The sequence below is a fragment of the Rhizobium aethiopicum genome (genome assembly GCF_014197535.1).
Lineage (GTDB): Bacteria > Pseudomonadota > Alphaproteobacteria > Rhizobiales > Rhizobiaceae > Rhizobium > Rhizobium aethiopicum_A.
In genome coordinates this window covers 24,097-44,023 of the sequence record NZ_JACIFV010000006.1, presented here as the reverse complement: position 1 = coordinate 44,023, position 19,927 = coordinate 24,097, and the positions used below count along the sequence as shown (strand labels likewise).

The following is a 19,927-nucleotide window of genomic DNA, read 5'->3' as shown; positions in this document are numbered from 1 at the left end:
CGTTTCTGCCCTAAGCAGCCGGCTGCATCACCAGCGACTGATGGCAATGCACGCCGGCGAGGACACCCGAGGCGGAGGCGAGCGTGCCGCTGTGCATGGAGCTTACGGCATCGCCGGCGGCGAAGACTCCCTTGACGCTGGTCTCCTTGTTTTCGCCGGTGCGAATGACCGGCCCGAAGGCACCGTCGTCGAAGGCGCAGCCGAGCTGCTCGGCGATAGGGCTCGCCATCGCCGTTTTCGGCGCGACGAAAATGGCGTCGAGCTTAACGGTACGGCCATCGGCGAGACGCACCGCATGGAGTTTCGGACTATCGCCCAACAGCTCCACGATCGGGCTGTGCTCGATGCGTACTCCACGGGCAGTCAGCCGTGCCAGCTGCTCTTCATCGGGCTCGAACAGTGCCTGGGTGAAGAAGGTGGTCGCGCCCCAGTCCGGGATCATCATGGCGGAATGAGCCGAATGCGGATGGTTTGCAAGGACGCCGACTTCGCCGCCGCTCACCTCGTATCCGTGGCAATAGGGGCAGTGCAGCACCGAGCGGCCCCAGCGGTCGCCAAGACCGGGGATGTCGGGCAGCGTGTCGCTGACGCCGGTTGCGAGAATGAGGCGGGCGGCGCGTTCTTCGCCGCCGCCTTCGATGGCGATCGTGAATTCCTCGCCCTCCTTCCGGGCGCGGATAACCTTGCCGTCGCGCAGCGTGATGTTCGGATAAAGCGAAAGCTGCCTCTTCCCCTCATCCATGATCGCCGCCGGCGCCTGACCGTCCTGGCCGAGGAAACCGTGCGAGGCCAGCGAAAACCGGTTTCGCGGCGCGCCCGCATCGACGAGCAGAACCCGCCGCCGCGCCCGGGTGAGCTGCATGGCTGCCGACAGACCGGCAAAATTGCCGCCGATGACGATGACTTCGTAGGACATGCGGTGACTCCTTCGATATTGGTTCATGAATCATCATAAGTTACATGAAACGAGGCCGTCAAGATTCATGTCACTTGTCTTGTTACAAACTGGCTGTGATAATGGAATGCTCGATCGACAGGACAGAACCATGCGCAACGACAGCCGCCTTTCCCGCATGCTGCACGTGCTGATCCACATGGATCGGCATCAGGATGCGGCAACCTCCGAAATGATTGCAAAGATGCTGAACACCAATCCCGTCGTCGTCCGCCGCACCATGGCCGGGCTTCGTCAGCAGGGCTATGTGCGCTCGGAAAAAGGCCATGGCGGCGGCTGGACGCTGGTGCGGCCTTTGTCCGAGATCACCCTGCTCGACGTCTACAATGCGCTTGGCGAACCGCACGTGTTTGCCATCGGCCCCGCCGACGATCAGCCCAAATGTCTGGTCGAACAGGCGGTGAATAACGCGCTGGCCGACGCGATGAAGGAGGCGGAGGCGCTGCTTTTGAGGCGGCTGGGCAGCGTGACGCTTGAGGAAATTGCGGCTGAATTCGAAGCAAAACTGACGGCGCGTTCGGCTACGGCTTATTCTTGCGCGTCGTGAGCGGAAGCTTCTAGAAATCAGCCGTCACGCCCCTTCACCGTCCACGATGCGGTGTCGCGATCGGGGTGCTGGTTGTTGCTCTGCTTGATCGCCGCGGCCCAGTCGGCGCCGTTATTTTCGGTTGCACCAGTATTTTCTATGTTCGTGATCGTGTCGAACCATGTCACCATGTTCTCGGTGCAGGTATTGGCATGCGGCGCGAAGGCGTTCGGATTGTCAAGCGAACCGATCATCAGGTTGGTGCGACCGTTTTCCAGGTGGTGGAAGAACAATGGCGTGCCGCAATTGGCGCAGAAGCCGCGCTCGACAAGCTCCGAGCTCTTCCAGACGCTCGGCTTGCCGCGTGTCCAGCTGAGCGCATCATCGGGCGCGGCGACGAGCGCGGCAAAGATGTTGCCCGAGGCTTTCTGGCACATGCGGCAATGGCAGAGATGCGAATTGTCGAACATGGCGGTTGCGTGGTAGCGCACGGTGCCGCACTGGCAGCCGCCGCTCACTTTCATCTCGATGCGTTTCATTTCTCTCCTCCTTCAAAGGCCGGATGCGGCTTACTCTTCCCTCACACCCTCCGATATAGGAAATATCGTCCTTCCTTGATCCCGTCGGGCAGCGGCAGTGCCGTGAGCTCCGGATGCTCCAGCGGCAGACCGCTAACGGCGATGCCGTTTGGGGCGAGCACGCCGGCCATCAGCTGCGGCAGCCAGGTCAGCGTCACCGCGTCGATCTCGTCATGGCCGGTGCCGATATCGGCATGGGCAAGGGCTGCGCCGATGCCGAGGAAGGCTTGGCCGGAGTCGCGGATATTGCCGGTCACCATATCTTGCGGCTCTGGGGTCGACGCCGAATAGGAGCGGACCTCCCAGTCAAAAGCGATGATGCGGCGGTCGGGGAATTTTTCGCGCAGGTGGTCATAGGTGCGGCCGTTGCCGAGGCCGAACTCCAGCACCGGACCTTCGATGTCCTCGACCAGATCGGCGATTGCGTTCAGAATGTCGCGTTGGGCCGTCAACCGGCGAATGAAGCTGTCGAGGCGGCTCATCGAAATCCGTATCCGTGATGAAAATCGTGAGCGCGTGCTAACACATGAAACCTTGCCAAGTCGATTGCCGTAAATGGGAATTGGCGTTGCAGCAGCGATATGAGTCTGTGCTAAGGTCGATGACATGACAACCGTGACCGACGAAGAATTCTTTGCGAACGTGCCGCTCTTCAGCGCCTTCGAGGGCGTGACCGATGCCGGCAATTACCGGCCGCTGCCGGAGGGATGGGTGCTGGCGCTTGCCGATATCGTCGGCTCGACGCAGGCGATCGCCGGCGGCCGCTACAAGGATGTCAACATGGCCGGCGCCAGCGTCATTTCGGCGGTGCTGAATGCCGTCGGCAAAGGCGACTATCCCTTCGTCTTCGGCGGCGACGGCGCGCTGATCGCGCTTCCGGGTTCGCTGGAGAAAGCGGCGCGCGATGCGCTTGCCGCCGTGCAGGTCTGGGTCGAGGAGGATCTCGGCCTGATGCTGCGCATCGCCATCGTGCCGGTCGCCGATACCCGCGCCGAGGGCCTCGACGTCCGTGTCGCGCGCTATTCCGCGAGCCCGCACGTCACTTATGCGATGTTCTGGGGCGGCGGCACGAGCTGGGCGGAACGACAGATGAAGCTCGGCCGCTACGGCATCGAGCGCGCCGCTCCGGGCACGCGGCCGGATCTCACCGGCCTTTCCTGCCGCTGGAGCCCGATCGAGGCCGAGAACGGCGAGATCGTCTCGATCATCGCCGTGCCCGGCGAAGGCCGGCCGGGCGAAGAATTCCGCGATCTCGTCAACGGCATCGTCGCCATCACCGCCGAGCAGAACCGCGGCAGCCACCCTGTGCCGGCCGACGGCCCGAAATTCGCCTTCTCGCTGAAGGGGATCAATCGCGAGGCCAAGGCCACCGCTCCGGCCGGAAGGCGGCTGTGGCAGAAGTTCATCATCTTCCTGCAGCTCGCCATCATCCTCGCGTGCTACAGGCTCGGCCTTCCGCTCGGACGCTTCGATGCCCGCCGCTACAAACGCGACGTCGCCGGCAATTCCGATTTCCGCAAGTTCGACGACGGGCTGAAGATGACGGTCGATGTCGACGTCGGCCGCTTGAAACGGATCGAGACGCTGCTGGAAGAAGCGCGGGCCAAGGGCATTGCCCGCTACGGCCTGCATCGGCAGTCCTCGGCACTGATGACCTGCTTCGTGCCGACGCCGATCTCGCGCGACCATATGCATTTCATCGACGGCGCCGCCGGCGGCTATGCAGTCGCCGCCAGCCGGATGACCGGCAAATCGCTTACGGCTGTTTCCGTCACGCCTTGATGACGTGGGCGGCCGAGAGGCCGATCCGGCCGAAGACGTTGCGCGTATCGATGATCAGCGTCGCGGTTTTGGCGAGCGCCGCATAATCGATCCTGTCGTGGTCGGTCGCCACCAGCACGGCATCGTAGCCGGCCACCGCCTGCGGCGTCAGCGCCACCGACTTGCGGCCCTTCAGCGCCTGGTGTTCGCGCGTCGGCGGGATCTCGGCGACGAAGGGATCGTGGTAATCGGCGCGGCCGCCGCGCTCCTCGATGATCTCGATCAGCCGCAGCGACGGGCTCTCTCTTATATCGGCGACGTTCTTCTTGTAGGCGAGCCCCAGCACCAGCACACGGCTGCGGCTCAGCGCCTTGCCGGCGCGGATGTCGAGCGCTTCGGCCAGTTTGCCGACGACATAACGCGGCATCGCCGAATTGATCTCGCCGGCAAGCTCGATGAAGCGGGTCGGCAACTCATATTCGCGCGATTTCCAGGTGAGGTAGAAGGGATCGATCGGAATGCAATGGCCGCCGAGGCCGGGGCCGGGATAGAAGGGCATGTAGCCGAAGGGCTTGGTCTTGGCCGCGTCGATCACTTCCCAGACGTCGATGCCCATCGCTGCGTAAACGGTCTTCAGCTCGTTGACGAGGGCGATGTTGACCGACCGGAAGATGTTTTCGGTGAGCTTGACGGCCTCGGCCGTCGCATTCGAGGAGACCGGAACGACGGTCGACACCGCCGCGCCGTAGAAAGCCTTCATCAAGGCCAACGCCTCAGGCCCGTCGCCGGCGACGACCTTGGGGATGGTGGCCGTGTGGTAGTGCTGGTTGCCGGGATCCTCGCGCTCCGGCGAGAAACCGACGAAGAAATCCGCGCCGGATCTCAGCCCGGTGCCTTCGAGAATGACCTTGACGATATCGTCTGTCGTGCCGGGATAGGTGGTCGATTCAAGCGCGACGAGCTGGCCGGGGCGCAGATGCTCAGCGATCGAGCGCGCCGTCGCCTCGACGAAGGAAAGGTCCGGGTCGCGATGCTTGGTCAGCGGCGTCGGCACGCAGATGATGATCACGTCGCATGCGGCGAGGCCGGCGAAATTCGTCGTCGCCTGGAATCGCCCCGCCTCGATCTCGGCGGCAAGCGCCTCGTTGCTGACGGCATCGATATAGGAGCGGCGGGCATCGAGCGCCACCATCTTGCCGGGATCAATATCGAAGCCTGTGACCGGAAAACCGCTGCGCGCCACCGCAATCGCCAGCGGCAGGCCGACATAACCGAGCCCGATGATACCGGCACGCGCCGCGCGGGTTTCGATCTTCTGCAGAAGCGTGTCGAAGGTGGAAGTGGCCAAGGCGGGATCTTTCAATTGGGGAATTCAGGAAGCTGATCTAATGCATGATGGCGGGGAATTAAACCCGGTTCATTCTGTCAGCCATCAGCCCGGGCTGTACCGTCCCAAGACCCCTCCCCAACCCCTCCCCACAAGGGGGAGGGGCTCACTCGTGGCGCCGACCTGCGCTCGTTCGAGCTCAGCCTTCTCGGCGATGATTTCAATAGGGCATCACGGCAAGTTAAGCCCCTCCCCCTTGTGGGGAGGGGTTAGGGATGGGTTACGCGGCAGAGTTTTGCCTCGCGATTTTTCGGATATTCATGCTCAATATCCTTAGTCGGAGGTGTGGCCGAAATGCCCCGGCGGCGGCCTTTGCTGCAACTTCGGCGCACAAAAGAGTCCGGCTCCCATTGTTTCGCATTTGCAGCATCCCTATCTGAGTTGGATATTGAACCATCGAGAAAGGACTTCCCGTCCGATCCCCCATCCGGGGGGCGCTACTGCCGGGCTTTCGGCAGATCGTTGACAATTATTACCGCTCGTACATCCTGATTTCCTTGTGACCTGCGCATGAAAATGCGTCGGCCGGGGGATTTTTGGCTCTTGGGGATGGCGTGCCTTATGAGGATCATACCGCGAATGAGCACGATCGAATCCAGCGTGTCCTCCATCCTGTTGGACCGGGTCGCCGAATGGCTGACGCATTCCTCGCTGGCCGGCGACGACCTCGAAAACATCGTGCGCGGCTTCTGCGAAAGGCTTGCCGCCGCCGGCCTGCCGATCGCGCGCGTGCACTTGACCTTTTCTATGCTGCATCCGCTCTATGATGCGCTGAGCTTCACCTGGCGGCGCGCCAGCGGCGTCACCATCGAGGGCTTCCGCATGCCCGCCGGCCAGAAGCCGGATCGCTTCCTGCAGAGCCCCTATTATTACCTGCTCGACAACAACCTGCAGCACATACGCCGTCGGCTGATGCAGGAAGGGCCGGCCGAATTCCCGATTTTCGAGGACCTGCGCAAGGACAGGATGACCGATTACCTCGCCTTCGTGCAGCCCTTCGGCGACGATTCGGTGCAGGGTATGATGGGCTCCTGGTCGACCGACCACCATGACGGCTTTACCGACGACATGATCGACGCGCTGCTCCGGATGCAGAACCATCTGGCGGTTGCCGCCAAGATGGCGGTGCTCGGCAAGCTCGCCAACAACATGCTGACCACCTATCTCGGCGGCGACGCCGGCAAGCGGGTGCTGAACGGCCAGATCCGCCGCGGCGACGGCGAAACGATCCGTGCGGCGCTGGTCATGGGCGACATGCGCGAATCCACCATGTATGCCGAAAAGGAAGGAAGGCAGGCCTATATCGATACGCTGAACCAGTTCTTCGACGCGATCGCAGCCCCCTTCAACCGCAATGGCGGCGAGATCCTAAGCTTCCTCGGCGACGGCTTTCTGGCCGTCTATCCCTGCGGGCGTCACAAGGACCCATCGAAAATCGCCTGCGAGTCAGCACTTTCGGCCGTCTACCAGGCGCAGGCGCGGGTGGCCGAACTCAACCGCGACCGCGAGCAAAAGGGTCTGGCCAGGATCGGTTACGGCATCGGCCTGCATGTCGGCAATGTCATGTTCGGCAATGTCGGCCTCAAGGACCGGCTGACCTTCTCCGCCTTCGGATCGGCGGTCAACGAGGTGCAGCGTCTGCAGATCCTGACCAAGAAATACGGCCGCGAGGTCGTCGCCAGCCAGGCCTTCGCCGGCTATTGCGGCGGCGAGTGGACGACGCTCGGCGAGGAGAAGCTGCGCGGCGTCCGCCAGAAAGTAACCGTGCTGCAGCCGCGTGCCCCGGCGCCGGAAATCCAAGTCGACGAACATTTCCGCGAGGCCGTGCAGAATGGACTTTCCGAAGCCGAACAGGTTATTCTCCTGCACCGCGACGCCAAGAAACAGGTCAAGCGCACAAGTATGGAGAAATTCATCCAGTAAAACGTCAGGTTGCAGCCGCTAAAACGGCCCGTTTCTTCCGGACAGAGATGATGAAACGCGGCAATTTCCCCTTGATTGTCATCAGCTAGACACCCCGTTTGCGGTACGATAGTGTTGCCTTAACGGGAACATAGAAGACTGGGGAATTTCGTTGGTATGGCGTCCGCTGCCGATCTGTTGCGTATCGAGAATCTCGACGTCTCCTTCTCCGTTTTCGGCGACCGCCTGCGTGTCGTAAAGGAAGCCAATCTCCGCATTCTTCCGGGCAAGGTCACCGCTCTCGTCGGTGAGTCCGGTTCCGGTAAATCGGTGATCAGCCAGTCGGTCATGGGCATCCTGCCTAATCCGGCCAATGCGTCAGGCAGTATCCTCTTCACCGATCCGCTCGACGGCAGCACGACCGATATCCTGTCGCTGCCGCGCGACAGTGAAGAGATGCGCGATCTGCGCGGCAAGCGCATGGCGACGATTTTCCAGGAGCCGATGACCTCGCTGTCGCCGTTGCATACCGTCGGCAACCAGATCAGCGAGGTGCTGCTGATCCATACCGACGTCGACAAGCAGGAAGCACGTCAAAGGACCGAGGAAATGCTCGGCCTCGTCGGCTTCTCCAATCCGCACCGCACCTACGACATGTATCCGTTCGAACTGTCCGGCGGCATGCGCCAGCGCGCCATGATCGCCATGGCGCTGATCTGCAAGCCGGCGCTCCTGATCGCCGACGAGCCGACGACGGCGCTCGACGTGACGATCCAGGCGCAGATCCTAGAACTGCTGCGCGACCTGCAGGCCAAGCTCGGCATGGCGATGCTGCTGATTACCCACGATCTCGGCATCGTCGCCAATATGGCCGACGAGGTGGTCGTCATCTATCACGGCGAGATCATGGAAGCGGGGCCGGTCGAGGCGATCTTCCGCAATCCACAGCATCCGTATCTGAAGGCCCTGATGGCGGCCGTACCGCATTTCGACATGAAACCCGGCGAGCGGCTGAAGGCGCTGCGCGACGTGCCGGTCAATCTCGAGACCCTTGTCGGCAAGAAGAAGCCGCTACAGGCCGAAACTCCGGGCACGCTGCTTTCCGTCGCTAATCTGTCGAAGACCTACAGGACGCGCAGGCGCAGCCTTTTCGGCAAGCACGAAGCCACCGTCGTGCGCGCCGTCGACGACGTCAGCTTCGATATCCGCCGCGGCGAATGTCTCGGCCTGGTCGGCGAATCCGGCTGCGGCAAGACGACGCTCAGCAAGATCCTGATGCGCGCCATAACCCCCGACGACGGCGCCGTCGTGTTCAACGACGGCAAGGAGGTCATCGACGTGCTCGCCGTCAAGGGCGCCGAGCTGCAGGAACTGCGCACCAAGATCCAGATGGTGTTCCAGGATCCTGTCTCCTCGCTTTCGCCGCGCATGACGGTGCGCAACATTCTGAGCGAACCGCTCGAGATCCACGACCGCGGCGACAGCGCCGAGCGCAAGCGCAAGGTCGAGGGGCTGATGGGCGCGATCGGCCTCGACAAGCGTTACCTCAGCCGTTACCCGCACAGCTTTTCCGGCGGCCAGCGCCAGCGCATCGGCATCGCCCGCGCCCTGGCGCTCGGCCCGAAACTCGTCATCCTCGACGAGCCGGTCTCGGCCCTCGATGTCTCCGTCCAGGCGCAGATCCTCAACCTGCTCAAGGATCTGCAGAAAGAGCTGGGGCTGACCTATCTATTCATCTCGCACAATCTCGCCGTCGTCGATTACATGGCCGACCGCATCGCCGTCATGTGCAAGGGCCGTATCGTCGAGATCGCGCCGCGCGAGATCATTCTGCGCGATCCGGTGCATCCCTATACGAAATCGCTGCTCGCCGCCGTCCCCTTCCCCGATCTCGACCGGCCGCTCGACTTCAGGGCGCTCCGGGAAAACGGCGCCGCCGACAAGCAGAACTGGGGCGTGACCTTTACCGCCGAGCATGACGACGCGGCCGAGCTTGCCTATGCCGATCTCGGCGACGGCCATCTGGTGCGCGCCCGCAAGGGCGCCGATATCCGGGAGTTGCGCTGATGGTGACGCGTCGCACCTTTCTGGGCGGCCTCGTCGGTGCTGCGATTGCGCCGGCGGTCCTGCGGGCCGAGCCGGCCGGTGAGCCGGAATTCCTCAAGGAGCGGCTGGCATCGGGCAGCCTGCCGCCGATGGCCGAGCGCATTCCCGCCCGTCCGCGAATCTTCAACCTGAAGGAGATGGGACTCGAACCCGGCGCCTATGGCGGCACGGTGCGCACCATCATCGGCAGCCAGCGCGACATCCGTTTCATGACGATCTACGGCTATGCCCGCCTGATCGGCTACGACAAGCACCTGCAGTTCCAGCCCGACATTCTGGCCGATTTCCGCTCCGAGGACGACACGGTCTTCACCTTCACCCTGCGCGACGGCCACAAATGGTCGGACGGGGCGCCGTTCACGGCCGATGATTTCCGCTACTGGTGGGAAGACGTCATCCTCAACGACAAGCTGACGCCGGGCGGCGGCGCGCTCGAGCTTCGTCCGCACGGCGGTCTCCCGCGCTTCGAGATGCTCGATCCGCTGACCGTACGTTACACCTGGGAAAAACCCAACCCGATGTTCCTGCCGAGCTTGGCAGGCCCGCAGCCGCTCGTCATCTTCGGGCCGGCGCATTACCTGAAGCAGTTCCACAAGAAGTTCCAGCCGGATCAGGCGAAGATGGAACAGATGATGCAGACCTTCCGCGTCAAGAAATGGCAGGACCTTCACATCAAGATGGCGCGCTCCTATCGTCCCGAGAATCCGAACCTGCCGACGCTGGATCCCTGGCGCAATACGACGGCGCTGCCGGCCGAGCAGTTCGTCTTCGAGCGCAACCCGTTCTTCCATCGCGTCGACGAAAACGGCAGGCAGCTTCCCTATCTCGACCGTTTCGTCCTCAACGTCTCTTCCTCGTCGATCATCGCCGCCAAGGCGGGCGCGGGCGAGGCCGACCTGCAGGCGACCGGCATCGATTTCAACGACTACACCTTCCTGAAGGAGGCGGAGAAGCGCTTTCCGGTGAAGGTCAATCTCTGGAAGGTCGCGCGCGGCTCGCGCATCACGCTCTTGCCGAACCTCAACTGCGCCGACGAGGTGTGGCGCGGCCTGTTCCGCGACGTGCGGCTGCGCCGGGCGCTGTCGCTGGCGATCAACCGGCACGAGATCAACATGGTCGCCTTCTATGGCTTGGGCACACCGAGCGCCGATACCGTGCTGCCCGACAGTCCGCTCTTCAAGCAGGAATATGCCGACGCCTTCGTCAAATTCGATCCCGATGAGGCCAACCGCCTGCTCGACGAGCTCGGCCTGACCAGGCGCGGCGACGACGGCATAAGGCTGCTGCCCGACGGGCGGCGCGCCGAGATCACCGTCGAGACCGCCGGCGAAAGCAATCTCGATACCGACGTGCTGGAACTGGTGCACGATCACTGGGCCGACATCGGGCTTGCGCTCTATACCCGCACCTCGCAGCGCGACGTCTTCCGCAACCGCGCCATGAGCGGCACCATCATGATGTCGATTTGGTACGGCCTCGACAACGGCGTGCCGACGGCCGACATGTCGCCGTCCGGTCTTGCGCCGACGCTCGACGATCAGCTGCAATGGCCGCTCTGGGGCATGCATTATCTCTCCGCCGGCCAGGAAGGTGTCGCTCCCGACCTGCCGGAAGCGGCCGAACTGGTCGATCTGCTCGGCCAATGGGGATCGACGGCGAAGTTCGAGGAGCGTCAGGCGATCTGGCACAGAATGCTGTCGCTCTACACGCAGCAGGTCTTCTCGATCGGCCTCATCAACAGCACGCTGCAGCCGATCCTGCGTGCCGCCAAGCTGCAGAACCTGCCGGAGAAGGCGCTCTACGGCTTCGATCCCACCTCCTATCTCGGCGTCTATATGCCGGATGTTTTCTGGTACAAGGAGGCCTGAGGCGTGCTCAGATATATTCTCTGGCGCATCGCCGCCATGGTGCCGACGCTCTTCGTCATTTCGGCGCTTGTTTTCACCATCATCGAGCTGCCGCCCGGCGATTTCTTCGAGAGCCAGATCGCCGAGCTGCGCGCCTCCGGCGAGACCGCCAACCTCCAGGAAATCGAGGAAATGCGCCAGCAATACGGCTTCGACAAGCCGGAGATCGTGCGCTACTTCTACTGGGTCGGCGGCATGCTGCACGGCGATTTCGGCTATTCCTTCGAATATCAGCTGCCGGTCTCGGACGTGGTCGGCGAACGGCTGTGGCTGACGATCCTCGTCTCCTTCACGACGATCCTGCTCACCTGGCTGATCGCCTTTCCGATCGGCATCTATTCGGCGACGCATCAGTATAGCTGGGGCGATTACGGGCTGACCTTTCTCGGTCTGCTCGGCATCGCCATTCCGAACTTCATGCTGGCGCTGATCCTGATGTATTTCGCCAATGTCTGGTTCGGGCTGTCGATCGGCCACCTGATGGACCAGCAATATCTCAACGCGCCGATGAGCTGGGAAAAGGCGAAGTCGATCCTCGCCCATCTCTGGATCCCCGTCATCATCGTCGGCACGGCCGGCACGGCCGGGATGATCCGGCGGCTGCGGGCCAATCTTCTCGACGAGATGCAGAAACAATATGTGACGACGGCCCGCGCCAAGGGCCTGCATCCGATGCGGGCGCTGGTCAAATATCCGCTGCGCATGGCGCTCAATTTCTTCATCGCCGACATCGGCTCGATCCTGCCGTCGATCATCTCGGGCGCCGAGATCGTCGCCATCGTCCTGTCGCTGGAGACGACCGGGCCGATGCTGATCAAGGCGCTGCAGAGCCAGGACATGTATCTCGCCGGCTCCTTCCTGATGTTCCTCGCCTTCCTCAATGTCATCGGCGTGCTGATCTCCGATATCGCCCTCGGCTTCCTCGATCCCCGCATTCGTCTGCAAGGCAGGAGCACCAAATAATGTCGCCCCTTCCCGCACCCGGCGCGCCGCTGCCGCACTACGTCTCCACCGCGCCCTTCGATCCGCATGCGACCGAGAGCATGACGGCGGCGCAATCGCGCATCCATCTCGCCTCGCAGAAACAGCTGATGTGGTGGAAGTTCAAGCAGCACAGGCTCGCCTTGATCTCCGGCATCTTTCTCGCCGCCGTCTACCTGATGATCCTGATCGTCGAGTTCCTGGCGCCCTACGGCCTGCATACGCGCAACGTCGATTTCATCCATGCGCCGCCGCAGCGCGTCCATTTCTTCGACAAGGGCGAGTTCGTCGGTCCCTTCGTCTACGGCCGCAGCATGACGCTCGATCTCGACACGCTGCACCGCGTCTATACCGACAGGCCGAACGACGTGCAGCCGATCCGTTTCTTCTGCCGCGGCGATTCCTACAAGTTCTGGGGTGTCGTCGCCTCGAACTATCATCTGGTCTGCCCGGCGATCGGCGGCCAGATGTTCCTGCTCGGCACCGACCGGCTCGGCCGCGACGTGCTCTCGCGCATCCTCTACGGCGCGCGGATATCGCTGACGATCGGTCTCATCGGCATTTCGATCAGCTTCGTGCTCGGTATCGTTATCGGCGGCCTTGCCGGCTACTGGGGCGGCGTCTTCGACCTCATCGTCCAGCGCCTGATCGAGGTGCTGCAATCGCTGCCGAGCCTGCCGCTCTGGATGGCGCTCGCCGCCATCATGCCGGTGACCTGGAGCCCGATCGTTATTTATTTCGGCATCACCGTCATCCTCGGCATTATCGACTGGACCGGGCTGGCGCGGGCCGTGCGCTCCAAGCTGCTCGCGCTGCGCGAGGAGGATTACGTGCAGGCCGCGCAGCTGATGGGCGCCAGCACGCCACGCATCATCGGCCGCCATCTGGTGCCGGGCTTCATGTCGCATCTCATCGCTTCGGCGACGATTTCGATCCCCGGCATGATCCTCGGCGAGACCGCGCTCTCCTTCCTCGGCCTCGGTCTTCGGCCGCCGATCACCAGCTGGGGCATTCTGCTGACCGAGGCAAAAAGCGTCAGCGTCATCGCCTTCTATCCCTGGCTGCTCTTTCCGATCATTCCTGTTGTTCTTGTCATTTTGGCGTTCAACTTTCTGGGAGACGGCTTGCGCGATGCGGCAGATCCCTACAAATAGCGGGAAGCTCGGCGGCGCCTTCCGGCACCGCGCCCGCCTCTTGGCCTCCGGACGGTGGGGGTACTAATTCATGTTGTTCACCCCGGAGGGAACACCCATGGCCAGACGTCTCGAAGATGCTCGCATCCTCATGTACAGCCACGACACGTTCGGCCTCGGCCATCTCAGGCGCTGTCGCACCATCGCCCATGCGCTGGTCGAAGACTATCGCGGCCTCAACATCCTGATCATTTCGGGGGCGACGATCGCCGGCGCCTTCGATTACCGCGCCCGCGTCGACTTCGTGAAGATCCCGAGCGTCATCAAGCTGCGCAACGGCGAATATACGTCGCTCGCCAGCCATATCGATCTGCACGAGACGCTGAAGATGCGCGAATCGAGCATCCGCCATACGGCCGAGACCTTCCAGCCGGATATCTTCATCGTCGACAAGGAGCCGATGGGGTTGAAGGGCGAGGTCGAGGATACGCTCGCCTATCTCAAGGCCCGCGGCACCGTGCTGGTGCTGGGGCTGCGCGAAATCATGGACGCACCGCATCTGCTCGAGGCCGAGTGGAAGAAGAACAGCGTCATGCAGAAGATCGACCAATATTACGACAGCGTCTGGGTCTACGGACCGCCTGATTTCTACGATCCGCTTGTTGGTCTCGACGTGCCGGCAAGCCTGCGCCGCAAGATGGATTTTGTCGGCTTCCTGCAGCGCAGCGTCTCCAAAGGCAAGAGCTCGATCAACGCCCGCAAGGATAATTACCTGCTGGTCACCACAGGCGGCGGCGGCGACGGCTCCGATCTCGTCCACGACGTCATGAACGCCTACGAGGCCGATCCGACGCTGACGCAGAAGGCGCTGGTCGTGCTCGGCCCCTATATGCCGGCCGCCGAGCGCGCCAAGCTGGTGCAGAAGGGCGAAGCCATTCCCTATATCGAGGTGATCGAGTTCGACAATCACATGGAAGAGCTGATCGCCGGCGCCACCGGCGTCGTCGCCATGGGCGGCTACAACACCTATTGCGAGATCCTCTCCTTCGACAAGCCGGCCCTTATCGTGCCCCGCGTCAAGCCGCGCGAGGAACAGCTGCTGCGCGCCAAGCGGGCGAGCGAACTCGGCCTCGTCGACATGCTGCTGCCGGAGCAATCGGTTGATCCCGCCATCATGGCCGCGGCGCTGAAGCGCCTGCCCTCCCGCCTACCGCCGTCGAAAAGCGGCAGCAATATGCATCTCGAAGGGCTGGACCACATCTCGCAGACCGTCGGCCGGTGGCTCGACGGCCGGGCCACCCATCTTGCCGTCGTCGGCGCAGAATAGGGCACAGAATTGCCGCCACGCCGCAAGATCCTCGTCGTGCTGAAAGGCTATCCCCGCCTTTCGGAAACCTTCATCGCCCAGGAACTGCTCGGCCTCGAAAGGGCCGGCTTCGACCTGACGCTGATTTCCATGCGCCGGCCGACCGACAAGAAGCGCCATCCCGTGCATGACGAGATCAAGGCGCGCGTCGTCTATCTGCCGGAATATCTGCACGAGGAACCGATCCGCGTGCTGAACGGCCTCGTCGCCGGCTTCGGTAAAACCGGCTTCAAGGCGCTGATGAAACGCTTCTTCGCCGACCTCAAGCGCGACCTTTCCCGTAACCGCTTCCGCCGCCTCGGCCAGGCGCTGGTGCTGGCGCGCGAATGGCCGGATGGGGGCGAGTGGCTGCATGCCCATTTCATCCATACGCCGGCCTCGGTGACGGAATATACCAGCATCCTGACGGGCACGCCCTGGACCTGTTCGGCGCATGCCAAGGACATATGGACCTCGCCCGACTGGGAACTGAAGGAGAAGCTGAAGAGCGCCCGCTGGACCGTCACCTGCACCCGGACCGGCTACGAGCACATGCGCATGCTGACATCGCGCAAGGAGGCCGTCCATTTGAGTTACCACGGCCTCGATCTCGCCCGCTTCGGCCATTTTTCCGGCGCGCGTTCCGAGAGAACCGGCAACGACCCGGCTGATCCGGTCTTCATCCTCAGCGTCGGCCGCGCCGTCGAAAAGAAGGGCTACGACGTCTTGCTGCGGGCGCTGGCGCTGCTGCCGGCCGATCTCCATTGGCGCATGGAGCATATCGGCGGCGGCGGAGAGCTTGCGACGCTGAAGGCGCTCGCCGCCGAACTCGGCCTCTCCGGCCGCATCGTCTGGAAGGGCGCCATGGCACAGGAAGAGGTGCTCGATCACTACCGCCGCGCCGATCTCTTCGCGCTCGCCTGCCGCATCGCCGCCAACGGTGACCGCGACGGCCTGCCGAACGTGTTGGTCGAGGCCTCGAGCCAGCGCCTCGTCTGCATCTCCACGACAGTTTCCGGCGTGCCGGAACTGCTGACGGACGGCGAGAACGGCCTCGTCGTGCCGCCGGATGATCCGGCGCTGCTCGCCCGGGCGCTGGAGGCGGCGATCCGCGATCCGGCGCTGCGCCAGCGCCTCGGCGACGCCGCCGAAAGGCGGGTGCGCGACGAGTTCGATTATCACTCCAGCATCAGACAGCTCGCCGGCCTGTTCGAGGCCGAATGGCAGAAGGCCTCATGACGGCACCGCGCATCTTCTTCTACGTCCAGCACCTGCTCGGCATCGGCCACATCGCCCGCGCCAGCCGCATCGCCAATGCGCTGGTCAGGGACAGCTTCGACGTCACCGTCGTGACCGGCGGCTTGCCGGTGCCGGGCTTTCCCGGCGAGGGTGTGAAGACTTTTGCCCTGCCGGCGGTCGTCGCCAGCAATGCCGGTTTCTCCGGCCTCGCCGATGCCGATGGCCGGCCGGCCGGCGAAGAATTCCTCGCCGCTCGCCGGCAATTGCTGCTCGACGCCTTCCATGCCGCAAGGCCCGATGTCGTCATCATCGAGGCCTTCCCCTTCGGCCGGCGGCAGATGCGCTTCGAACTCCTACCCCTGCTTCAAGCGATCGAAGAGGCCGAACCGCGACCCAAACTCCTAAGCTCGGTGCGCGACATCCTGCAGGAAAACCGCAAGGCCGGCCGCGATGCCGAGACCGTCGCCCTGGTCAAGGATCACTTCGACGCCGTGCTCGTCCATGGCGATCCCGGCTTCATCAGGCTCGAGGATACCTTCCCCTTGACGCCTGAGATCGCCGACAGGCTGCGTTATACCGGCCTCGTCACGCCGCCGCCGGCGCCCGAACCGACGGAAACCTTCGACATCATCGCATCGGCCGGCGGCGGCGCGGTCGGCGCCGAGCTGATTGGCGCGGCGAAGGAGGCGGCGGCGCTGCTGTCGGGCGATCTTCGCTGGCTGCTGATCTCAGGCCCCAACCTGCCGGAAGCCGATTTTGCCAGACTGTCGCGGGATGCAGCCCCGAATGTGACGCTGGTTCGCTTTCGCAAGGATTTTCCCTCGCTCTTGCGCGGTGCCACCGTTTCGATCTCGCAGGCCGGCTACAACACGGTCGGCGACCTCTTGCGCACCGAGTGCCGGCCGATCCTCATCCCCTTCGTCGCCGGCGGCGAGACCGAACAGACAGTGCGCGCCGAACGGCTGCAGGCGCTGGGTCTTGCCGATATCCTGCCGGAACAGGGGCTGACCTCGGCCCATGTGAAAGAGGCTGTCGAAAAGGCGCTGGCAGCGCCTCGGCAGGGGCCGGTCTCGCTCGATCTCGACGGGGCGGAGAAGACGGCCGCCATCATTCGATCCATGATTGCCGAATCGCTCGCCTAATTTAAAAATCCTGTGATATAAGCAGAGTTCGGGCGAGAATCGGCCTTTCTGCAGCCGGTCCCTTCGCCTTGTTTTCATTGCGATATCGGCGGTCCGGCTGCATGGTCCTGTTCTCGACAATTCCTCCCGTCCCGCGCCCGGATCGCGCCTTCGGAATTTCCCAGCACGCTGACGGTTAGCCATGGAAAAGAGCCTCGCCCGCTATATCTGGAAGAACACGCGGCTGCAGCAGCTGTGGATCCTGGCTGTCGTCGCGGCCTCGATGATCCCCTATTTCCTGTCCTTCGATCTGCCGAAGCAGATCGTCAACGGACCGATCCAGGGCGACGGCTTTGAAGGCCCCGGCGCAACCCAGACCTTCATGCATATCGCCTATGATATTCCGCTGATCGGCCATGTCGAATTCTTCAAGGGCGTGCAGCTCGACCGCTTCCAGATGCTGATGGCCCTGAGCCTGGTGTTCCTGGCGCTGGTGGTGCTGAACGGGCTCTTCAAGTTCTACATCAACACCTATAAGGGCCGGCTCGGCGAACGCATGCTGCGGCGCATCCGCTTCGAACTGATCGACCGGGTGCTGCGGTTTCCGCCGGCCCATTTCAAGCGGGTGAAATCGGCCGAGATCGCCACCATGATCAAGGACGAGGTGGAGCCGATGGGCGGCTTCACCGGCGACGCCTTCGTCTCGCCCGCCCTGCTCGGCGGCCAGGCGATCACCGCGCTCGCCTTCATCATCGTGCAGAATTTCTGGCTCGGCATGATCGCCGCCGCCATCGTCGGCGTGCAGGCGGTCGTCATTCCCCGCATGCGCAAACGTCTGCTGGATCTCGGACGCCAGCGGCAGCTGACGGCGCGCGAGCTTTCCGGCCGCGTCGGCGAAATCGTCGAGGGCATCGGCACGATCCACGGCAACGACACATCCAACCTCGAACGCGCCGATATCGCCTGGCGGCTCGGCCGCATCTTCTCGATCCGCTACGACCTTTACCAGTGGAAGTTCCTGGTGAAGTTCATCAATAACTTCCTTGCCCAGGTCACCCCCTTCCTGTTCTACGCGATCGGCGGTTATCTCGCGCTGCAGGGCCGGCTCGACATCGGCCAGCTCGTCGCCGTCATATCAGCCTACAAGGATCTGCCCGGGCCGCTGAAGGAGCTGATCGACTGGGACCAGATGCGCCAGGACGTGCAGGTGAAATATCAGCAGGTCTACGAGCAGTTCAACGTCGAGCCCTTGATCGAGAGCCACATCCAGGAATTGGCAACCGCACCCGTGGGCGCACTCACCAGCGCGCTCGTCGTCACCAATCTGACGCTCTCCGACGACAGCGGCGCCCGCCTCGTCGACCACGTCTCGGTCGAAATCAAGCCGAACGAGACGGTTGCGATCGTCGGTCCGAACGGCAGCGGCGCCGAAGCCTTCGCCGAAGCGCTCGGCCGCATGATCTGGCCCGACTCCGGCCGCATCACCATCGACGGACGCGACCTGCTCGAGCTGCCGGAATCGATCACCGGCCGCCGCATCTCCTATGCCTCGGCCGACACCTTCTTCTTCCATGGCACGCTCGCCAGCAACCTGCTCTACGGCCTCAAGCACGCGCCGATGATCGACGCCGTCTACGACGAGAAGGAAGCGCTGGAGTATAAATGGCATTCCATCGAGGCGGTGAAGGCCGGCAATCCGACGCTCGACCTCAACAGCGATTGGGTGGATTACCAGGCGGCCGGCGCCAATGGACCGGATGATCTCCTGAAAGCGATCCGACCGGTGCTCGACGCCGTGCTGATCTCGCAGGACATCCTCGACCTGGCGCTGCGCTCGAACGTCAATACCGAGGTGCATGTGGCGGTCAGCGACCATGTCGTGGCGCTGCGCGCCTCGCTGCGCGACCGGCTGCGCGACGAAGGTCTTGACGGCATCGTCGTGCCTTTCGATTTCGACGCCTACAACGCCCAGGCGACTGTCGGTGAGAACCTGCTCTTCGGCACGATGAAGCGGCCGCTGATGACCAACCGTCGGCTTGCCGCCCATCCCTATTTCCAGCAGCTCTTCCGCGAGACGGGCCTCAGCACCGACCTCTACGCCATGGGCCTCGAGATCGCCGAAAACGCCGTCGAACTCTTCCACGACCTGCCGCCGGATCATCCTTTCTTCCAGCAGCTGACCTTCATGACGGCGGACGATATTCCGACCTATCAGGCGCTGCTGCAGAAGCTGCAAAGCCGCCGCTTCGAGGACGCGACACCCGAGGAGCGCTCCGCCATTATCAGGCTGAGCTTCGCCTATATCGAACCGCGCCACCGCTTCGGCCTGCTGACCAACGAGCTGATGGACAAGATCGTCAGCGCCCGCAAGCAGTTCCATGCGCAAGCAGTTCCATGCGCATATTCCGGCCGATCTCGCCGAGCTGATCGAGCGCTACGACGCCGAGCGCTTCACGCCGTCAGCCAGCCTGATGGACAATGTGCTCTTTGGCCGTATCGCCTATCAGCAGGCCGACGCCTCCGACCGCATCCGCGCCATCATGGGCGAACTCTTCGACGCACTCGACCTTTACGATGATGTCCTGTCGATCGGCCTCGAATTTGACGTCGGCTCCGGCGGCAAGCGGCTGACCATGGTGCAGCGCCAGAAGCTGAACCTGGCCCGCGCGCTTCTAAAGCGCTCGGATTATTTCGTCTTCAACCGGCCGCTGTCCGCACTCGACCAGCGCGTTCAGGATCAGATCACCCGCAACATCATCGAAGACCTGCATAAGGAAGGTGAGCGCCCGGCGATCATCTGGGTGCTTTCGAATGCGCGGCTCGCCGAAATGTTCGACCGGATCCTGCTCTTCGACCGCGGCGGGCTGGCGGAAGCCGGAAACTATCCGGAACTTTCCGAGAAAAACGGGATGTTCAAGGAACTGTTATCGTAATATTCTATTGGGGCGGCGATGGTAGGCGTTCCCGGGGGAACGCCCGGAATTGA

The 19,927-nt window shown here is 63.1% G+C and carries 14 protein-coding genes and 1 pseudogene; 11 read left to right on the top strand and 4 right to left on the bottom strand.

The window, feature by feature from the left end; translation table 11 throughout:
* Positions 1–10: 10 nt before the first annotated feature.
* On the bottom strand, positions 11–916 hold the full coding sequence (locus GGD53_RS10880) for an NAD(P)/FAD-dependent oxidoreductase (RefSeq protein ID WP_184455771.1): 906 nt from the start codon (positions 914–916) through the stop codon (positions 11–13).
* A gap of 130 nt (positions 917–1,046) precedes the next feature.
* Here GGD53_RS10880 and GGD53_RS10875 point away from each other — a divergent pair, with 130 nt between their 5' ends.
* Positions 1,047–1,502 (top strand): Rrf2 family transcriptional regulator, encoded by a 456-nt coding sequence (locus GGD53_RS10875; protein WP_184455769.1) that lies wholly within the window; start codon positions 1,047–1,049, stop codon positions 1,500–1,502.
* Between the two features lie 17 nt (positions 1,503–1,519).
* Here the strand turns inward: GGD53_RS10875 and GGD53_RS10870 are convergent, their stop codons facing one another.
* Positions 1,520–2,020, bottom strand: coding sequence for a GFA family protein (locus tag GGD53_RS10870; protein ID WP_184455766.1), 501 nt, complete (start codon positions 2,018–2,020; stop codon positions 1,520–1,522).
* 41 nt (positions 2,021–2,061) lie between these two features.
* Positions 2,062–2,541 carry a class I SAM-dependent methyltransferase gene (locus tag GGD53_RS10865; protein ID WP_184455764.1) on the bottom strand — a complete coding sequence of 160 codons (480 nt, stop codon included), beginning with the start codon at positions 2,539–2,541 and terminating at the stop codon, positions 2,062–2,064.
* Between the two features lie 124 nt (positions 2,542–2,665).
* On the opposite strand from GGD53_RS10865, the gene GGD53_RS10860 reads away from it, so the two are divergent.
* Positions 2,666–3,841, top strand: coding sequence for a DUF3095 domain-containing protein (locus tag GGD53_RS10860; protein WP_184455762.1), 1,176 nt, complete (start codon positions 2,666–2,668; stop codon positions 3,839–3,841).
* Here the strand turns inward: GGD53_RS10860 and GGD53_RS10855 are convergent.
* Positions 3,831–5,168 carry a nucleotide sugar dehydrogenase gene (locus tag GGD53_RS10855; protein ID WP_184455760.1) on the bottom strand — a complete coding sequence of 446 codons (1,338 nt, stop codon included), beginning with the start codon at positions 5,166–5,168 and terminating at the stop codon, positions 3,831–3,833. The genes GGD53_RS10860 and GGD53_RS10855 overlap by 11 nt on opposite strands.
* Before the next feature lie 618 nt (positions 5,169–5,786).
* On the opposite strand from GGD53_RS10855, the gene GGD53_RS10850 reads away from it, so the two are divergent.
* The 9 genes and pseudogenes from GGD53_RS10850 (at position 5,787) to GGD53_RS10810 (ending at position 19,874) form a co-directional block, all read left to right on the top strand.
* The gene (locus tag GGD53_RS10850; protein ID WP_184455758.1) at positions 5,787–7,130 is read left to right on the top strand and encodes an adenylate/guanylate cyclase domain-containing protein; all 1,344 of its coding nucleotides are present in this window, start codon (positions 5,787–5,789) and stop codon (positions 7,128–7,130) included.
* A 156-nt stretch (positions 7,131–7,286) separates the two neighbouring features.
* Complete coding sequence (locus tag GGD53_RS10845; RefSeq protein ID WP_184455756.1) at positions 7,287–9,176, top strand: ABC transporter ATP-binding protein; 1,890 nt, start codon at positions 7,287–7,289, stop codon at positions 9,174–9,176.
* The gene (locus tag GGD53_RS10840) at positions 9,176–11,083 is read left to right on the top strand and encodes an ABC transporter substrate-binding protein (RefSeq protein ID WP_184455754.1); all 1,908 of its coding nucleotides are present in this window, start codon (positions 9,176–9,178) and stop codon (positions 11,081–11,083) included. The genes GGD53_RS10845 and GGD53_RS10840 overlap by 1 nt, the downstream gene beginning before the upstream one ends.
* Positions 11,084–11,086: 3 nt before the next feature.
* Complete coding sequence (locus tag GGD53_RS10835) at positions 11,087–12,085, top strand: ABC transporter permease (RefSeq protein ID WP_011427898.1); 999 nt, start codon at positions 11,087–11,089, stop codon at positions 12,083–12,085.
* Positions 12,085–13,257: an ABC transporter permease gene (locus GGD53_RS10830; protein ID WP_184455751.1), complete on the top strand. Its 1,173-nt coding sequence runs from the start codon at positions 12,085–12,087 to the stop codon at positions 13,255–13,257. The genes GGD53_RS10835 and GGD53_RS10830 overlap by 1 nt, the downstream gene beginning before the upstream one ends.
* Before the next feature lie 97 nt (positions 13,258–13,354).
* A complete protein-coding gene (locus GGD53_RS10825) occupies positions 13,355–14,563 on the top strand; it encodes a glycosyltransferase family protein (RefSeq protein ID WP_184455749.1) in 1,209 nt (402 codons plus the stop codon).
* A gap of 9 nt (positions 14,564–14,572) precedes the next feature.
* Entirely contained in the window at positions 14,573–15,820 is a 1,248-nt protein-coding gene (locus tag GGD53_RS10820) for a glycosyltransferase (protein WP_184455747.1), read from the top strand.
* Entirely contained in the window at positions 15,817–16,962 is a 1,146-nt protein-coding gene (locus GGD53_RS10815) for a glycosyltransferase family protein (protein WP_184455745.1), read from the top strand. Before GGD53_RS10820 ends, GGD53_RS10815 begins: the two co-directional genes overlap by 4 nt.
* 181 nt (positions 16,963–17,143) lie before the next feature.
* A pseudogene (locus GGD53_RS10810) lies at positions 17,144–19,874 on the top strand (ABC transporter transmembrane domain-containing protein).
* The last annotated feature ends 53 nt before the right edge of the window (positions 19,875–19,927 follow it).

Bases quoted from the DNA above. Each gene is read 5' to 3' on its own strand.
- GGD53_RS10880 (WP_184455771.1), bottom strand. From the start codon at position 916: ATGTCCTACGAAGTCATCGTCATCGGCGGCAATTTTGCCGGTCTGTCG.
- GGD53_RS10875 (WP_184455769.1), top strand. From the start codon at position 1,047: ATGCGCAACGACAGCCGCCTTTCCCGCATGCTGCACGTGCTGATCCAC.
- GGD53_RS10870 (WP_184455766.1), bottom strand. From the start codon at position 2,020: ATGAAACGCATCGAGATGAAAGTGAGCGGCGGCTGCCAGTGCGGCACC.
- GGD53_RS10865 (WP_184455764.1), bottom strand. From the start codon at position 2,541: ATGAGCCGCCTCGACAGCTTCATTCGCCGGTTGACGGCCCAACGCGAC.
- GGD53_RS10860 (WP_184455762.1), top strand. From the start codon at position 2,666: ATGACAACCGTGACCGACGAAGAATTCTTTGCGAACGTGCCGCTCTTC.
- GGD53_RS10850 (WP_184455758.1), top strand. From the start codon at position 5,787: ATGAGCACGATCGAATCCAGCGTGTCCTCCATCCTGTTGGACCGGGTC.
- GGD53_RS10845 (WP_184455756.1), top strand. From the start codon at position 7,287: ATGGCGTCCGCTGCCGATCTGTTGCGTATCGAGAATCTCGACGTCTCC.
- GGD53_RS10840 (WP_184455754.1), top strand. From the start codon at position 9,176: ATGGTGACGCGTCGCACCTTTCTGGGCGGCCTCGTCGGTGCTGCGATT.
- GGD53_RS10830 (WP_184455751.1), top strand. From the start codon at position 12,085: ATGTCGCCCCTTCCCGCACCCGGCGCGCCGCTGCCGCACTACGTCTCC.
- GGD53_RS10825 (WP_184455749.1), top strand. From the start codon at position 13,355: ATGGCCAGACGTCTCGAAGATGCTCGCATCCTCATGTACAGCCACGAC.
- GGD53_RS10815 (WP_184455745.1), top strand. From the start codon at position 15,817: ATGACGGCACCGCGCATCTTCTTCTACGTCCAGCACCTGCTCGGCATC.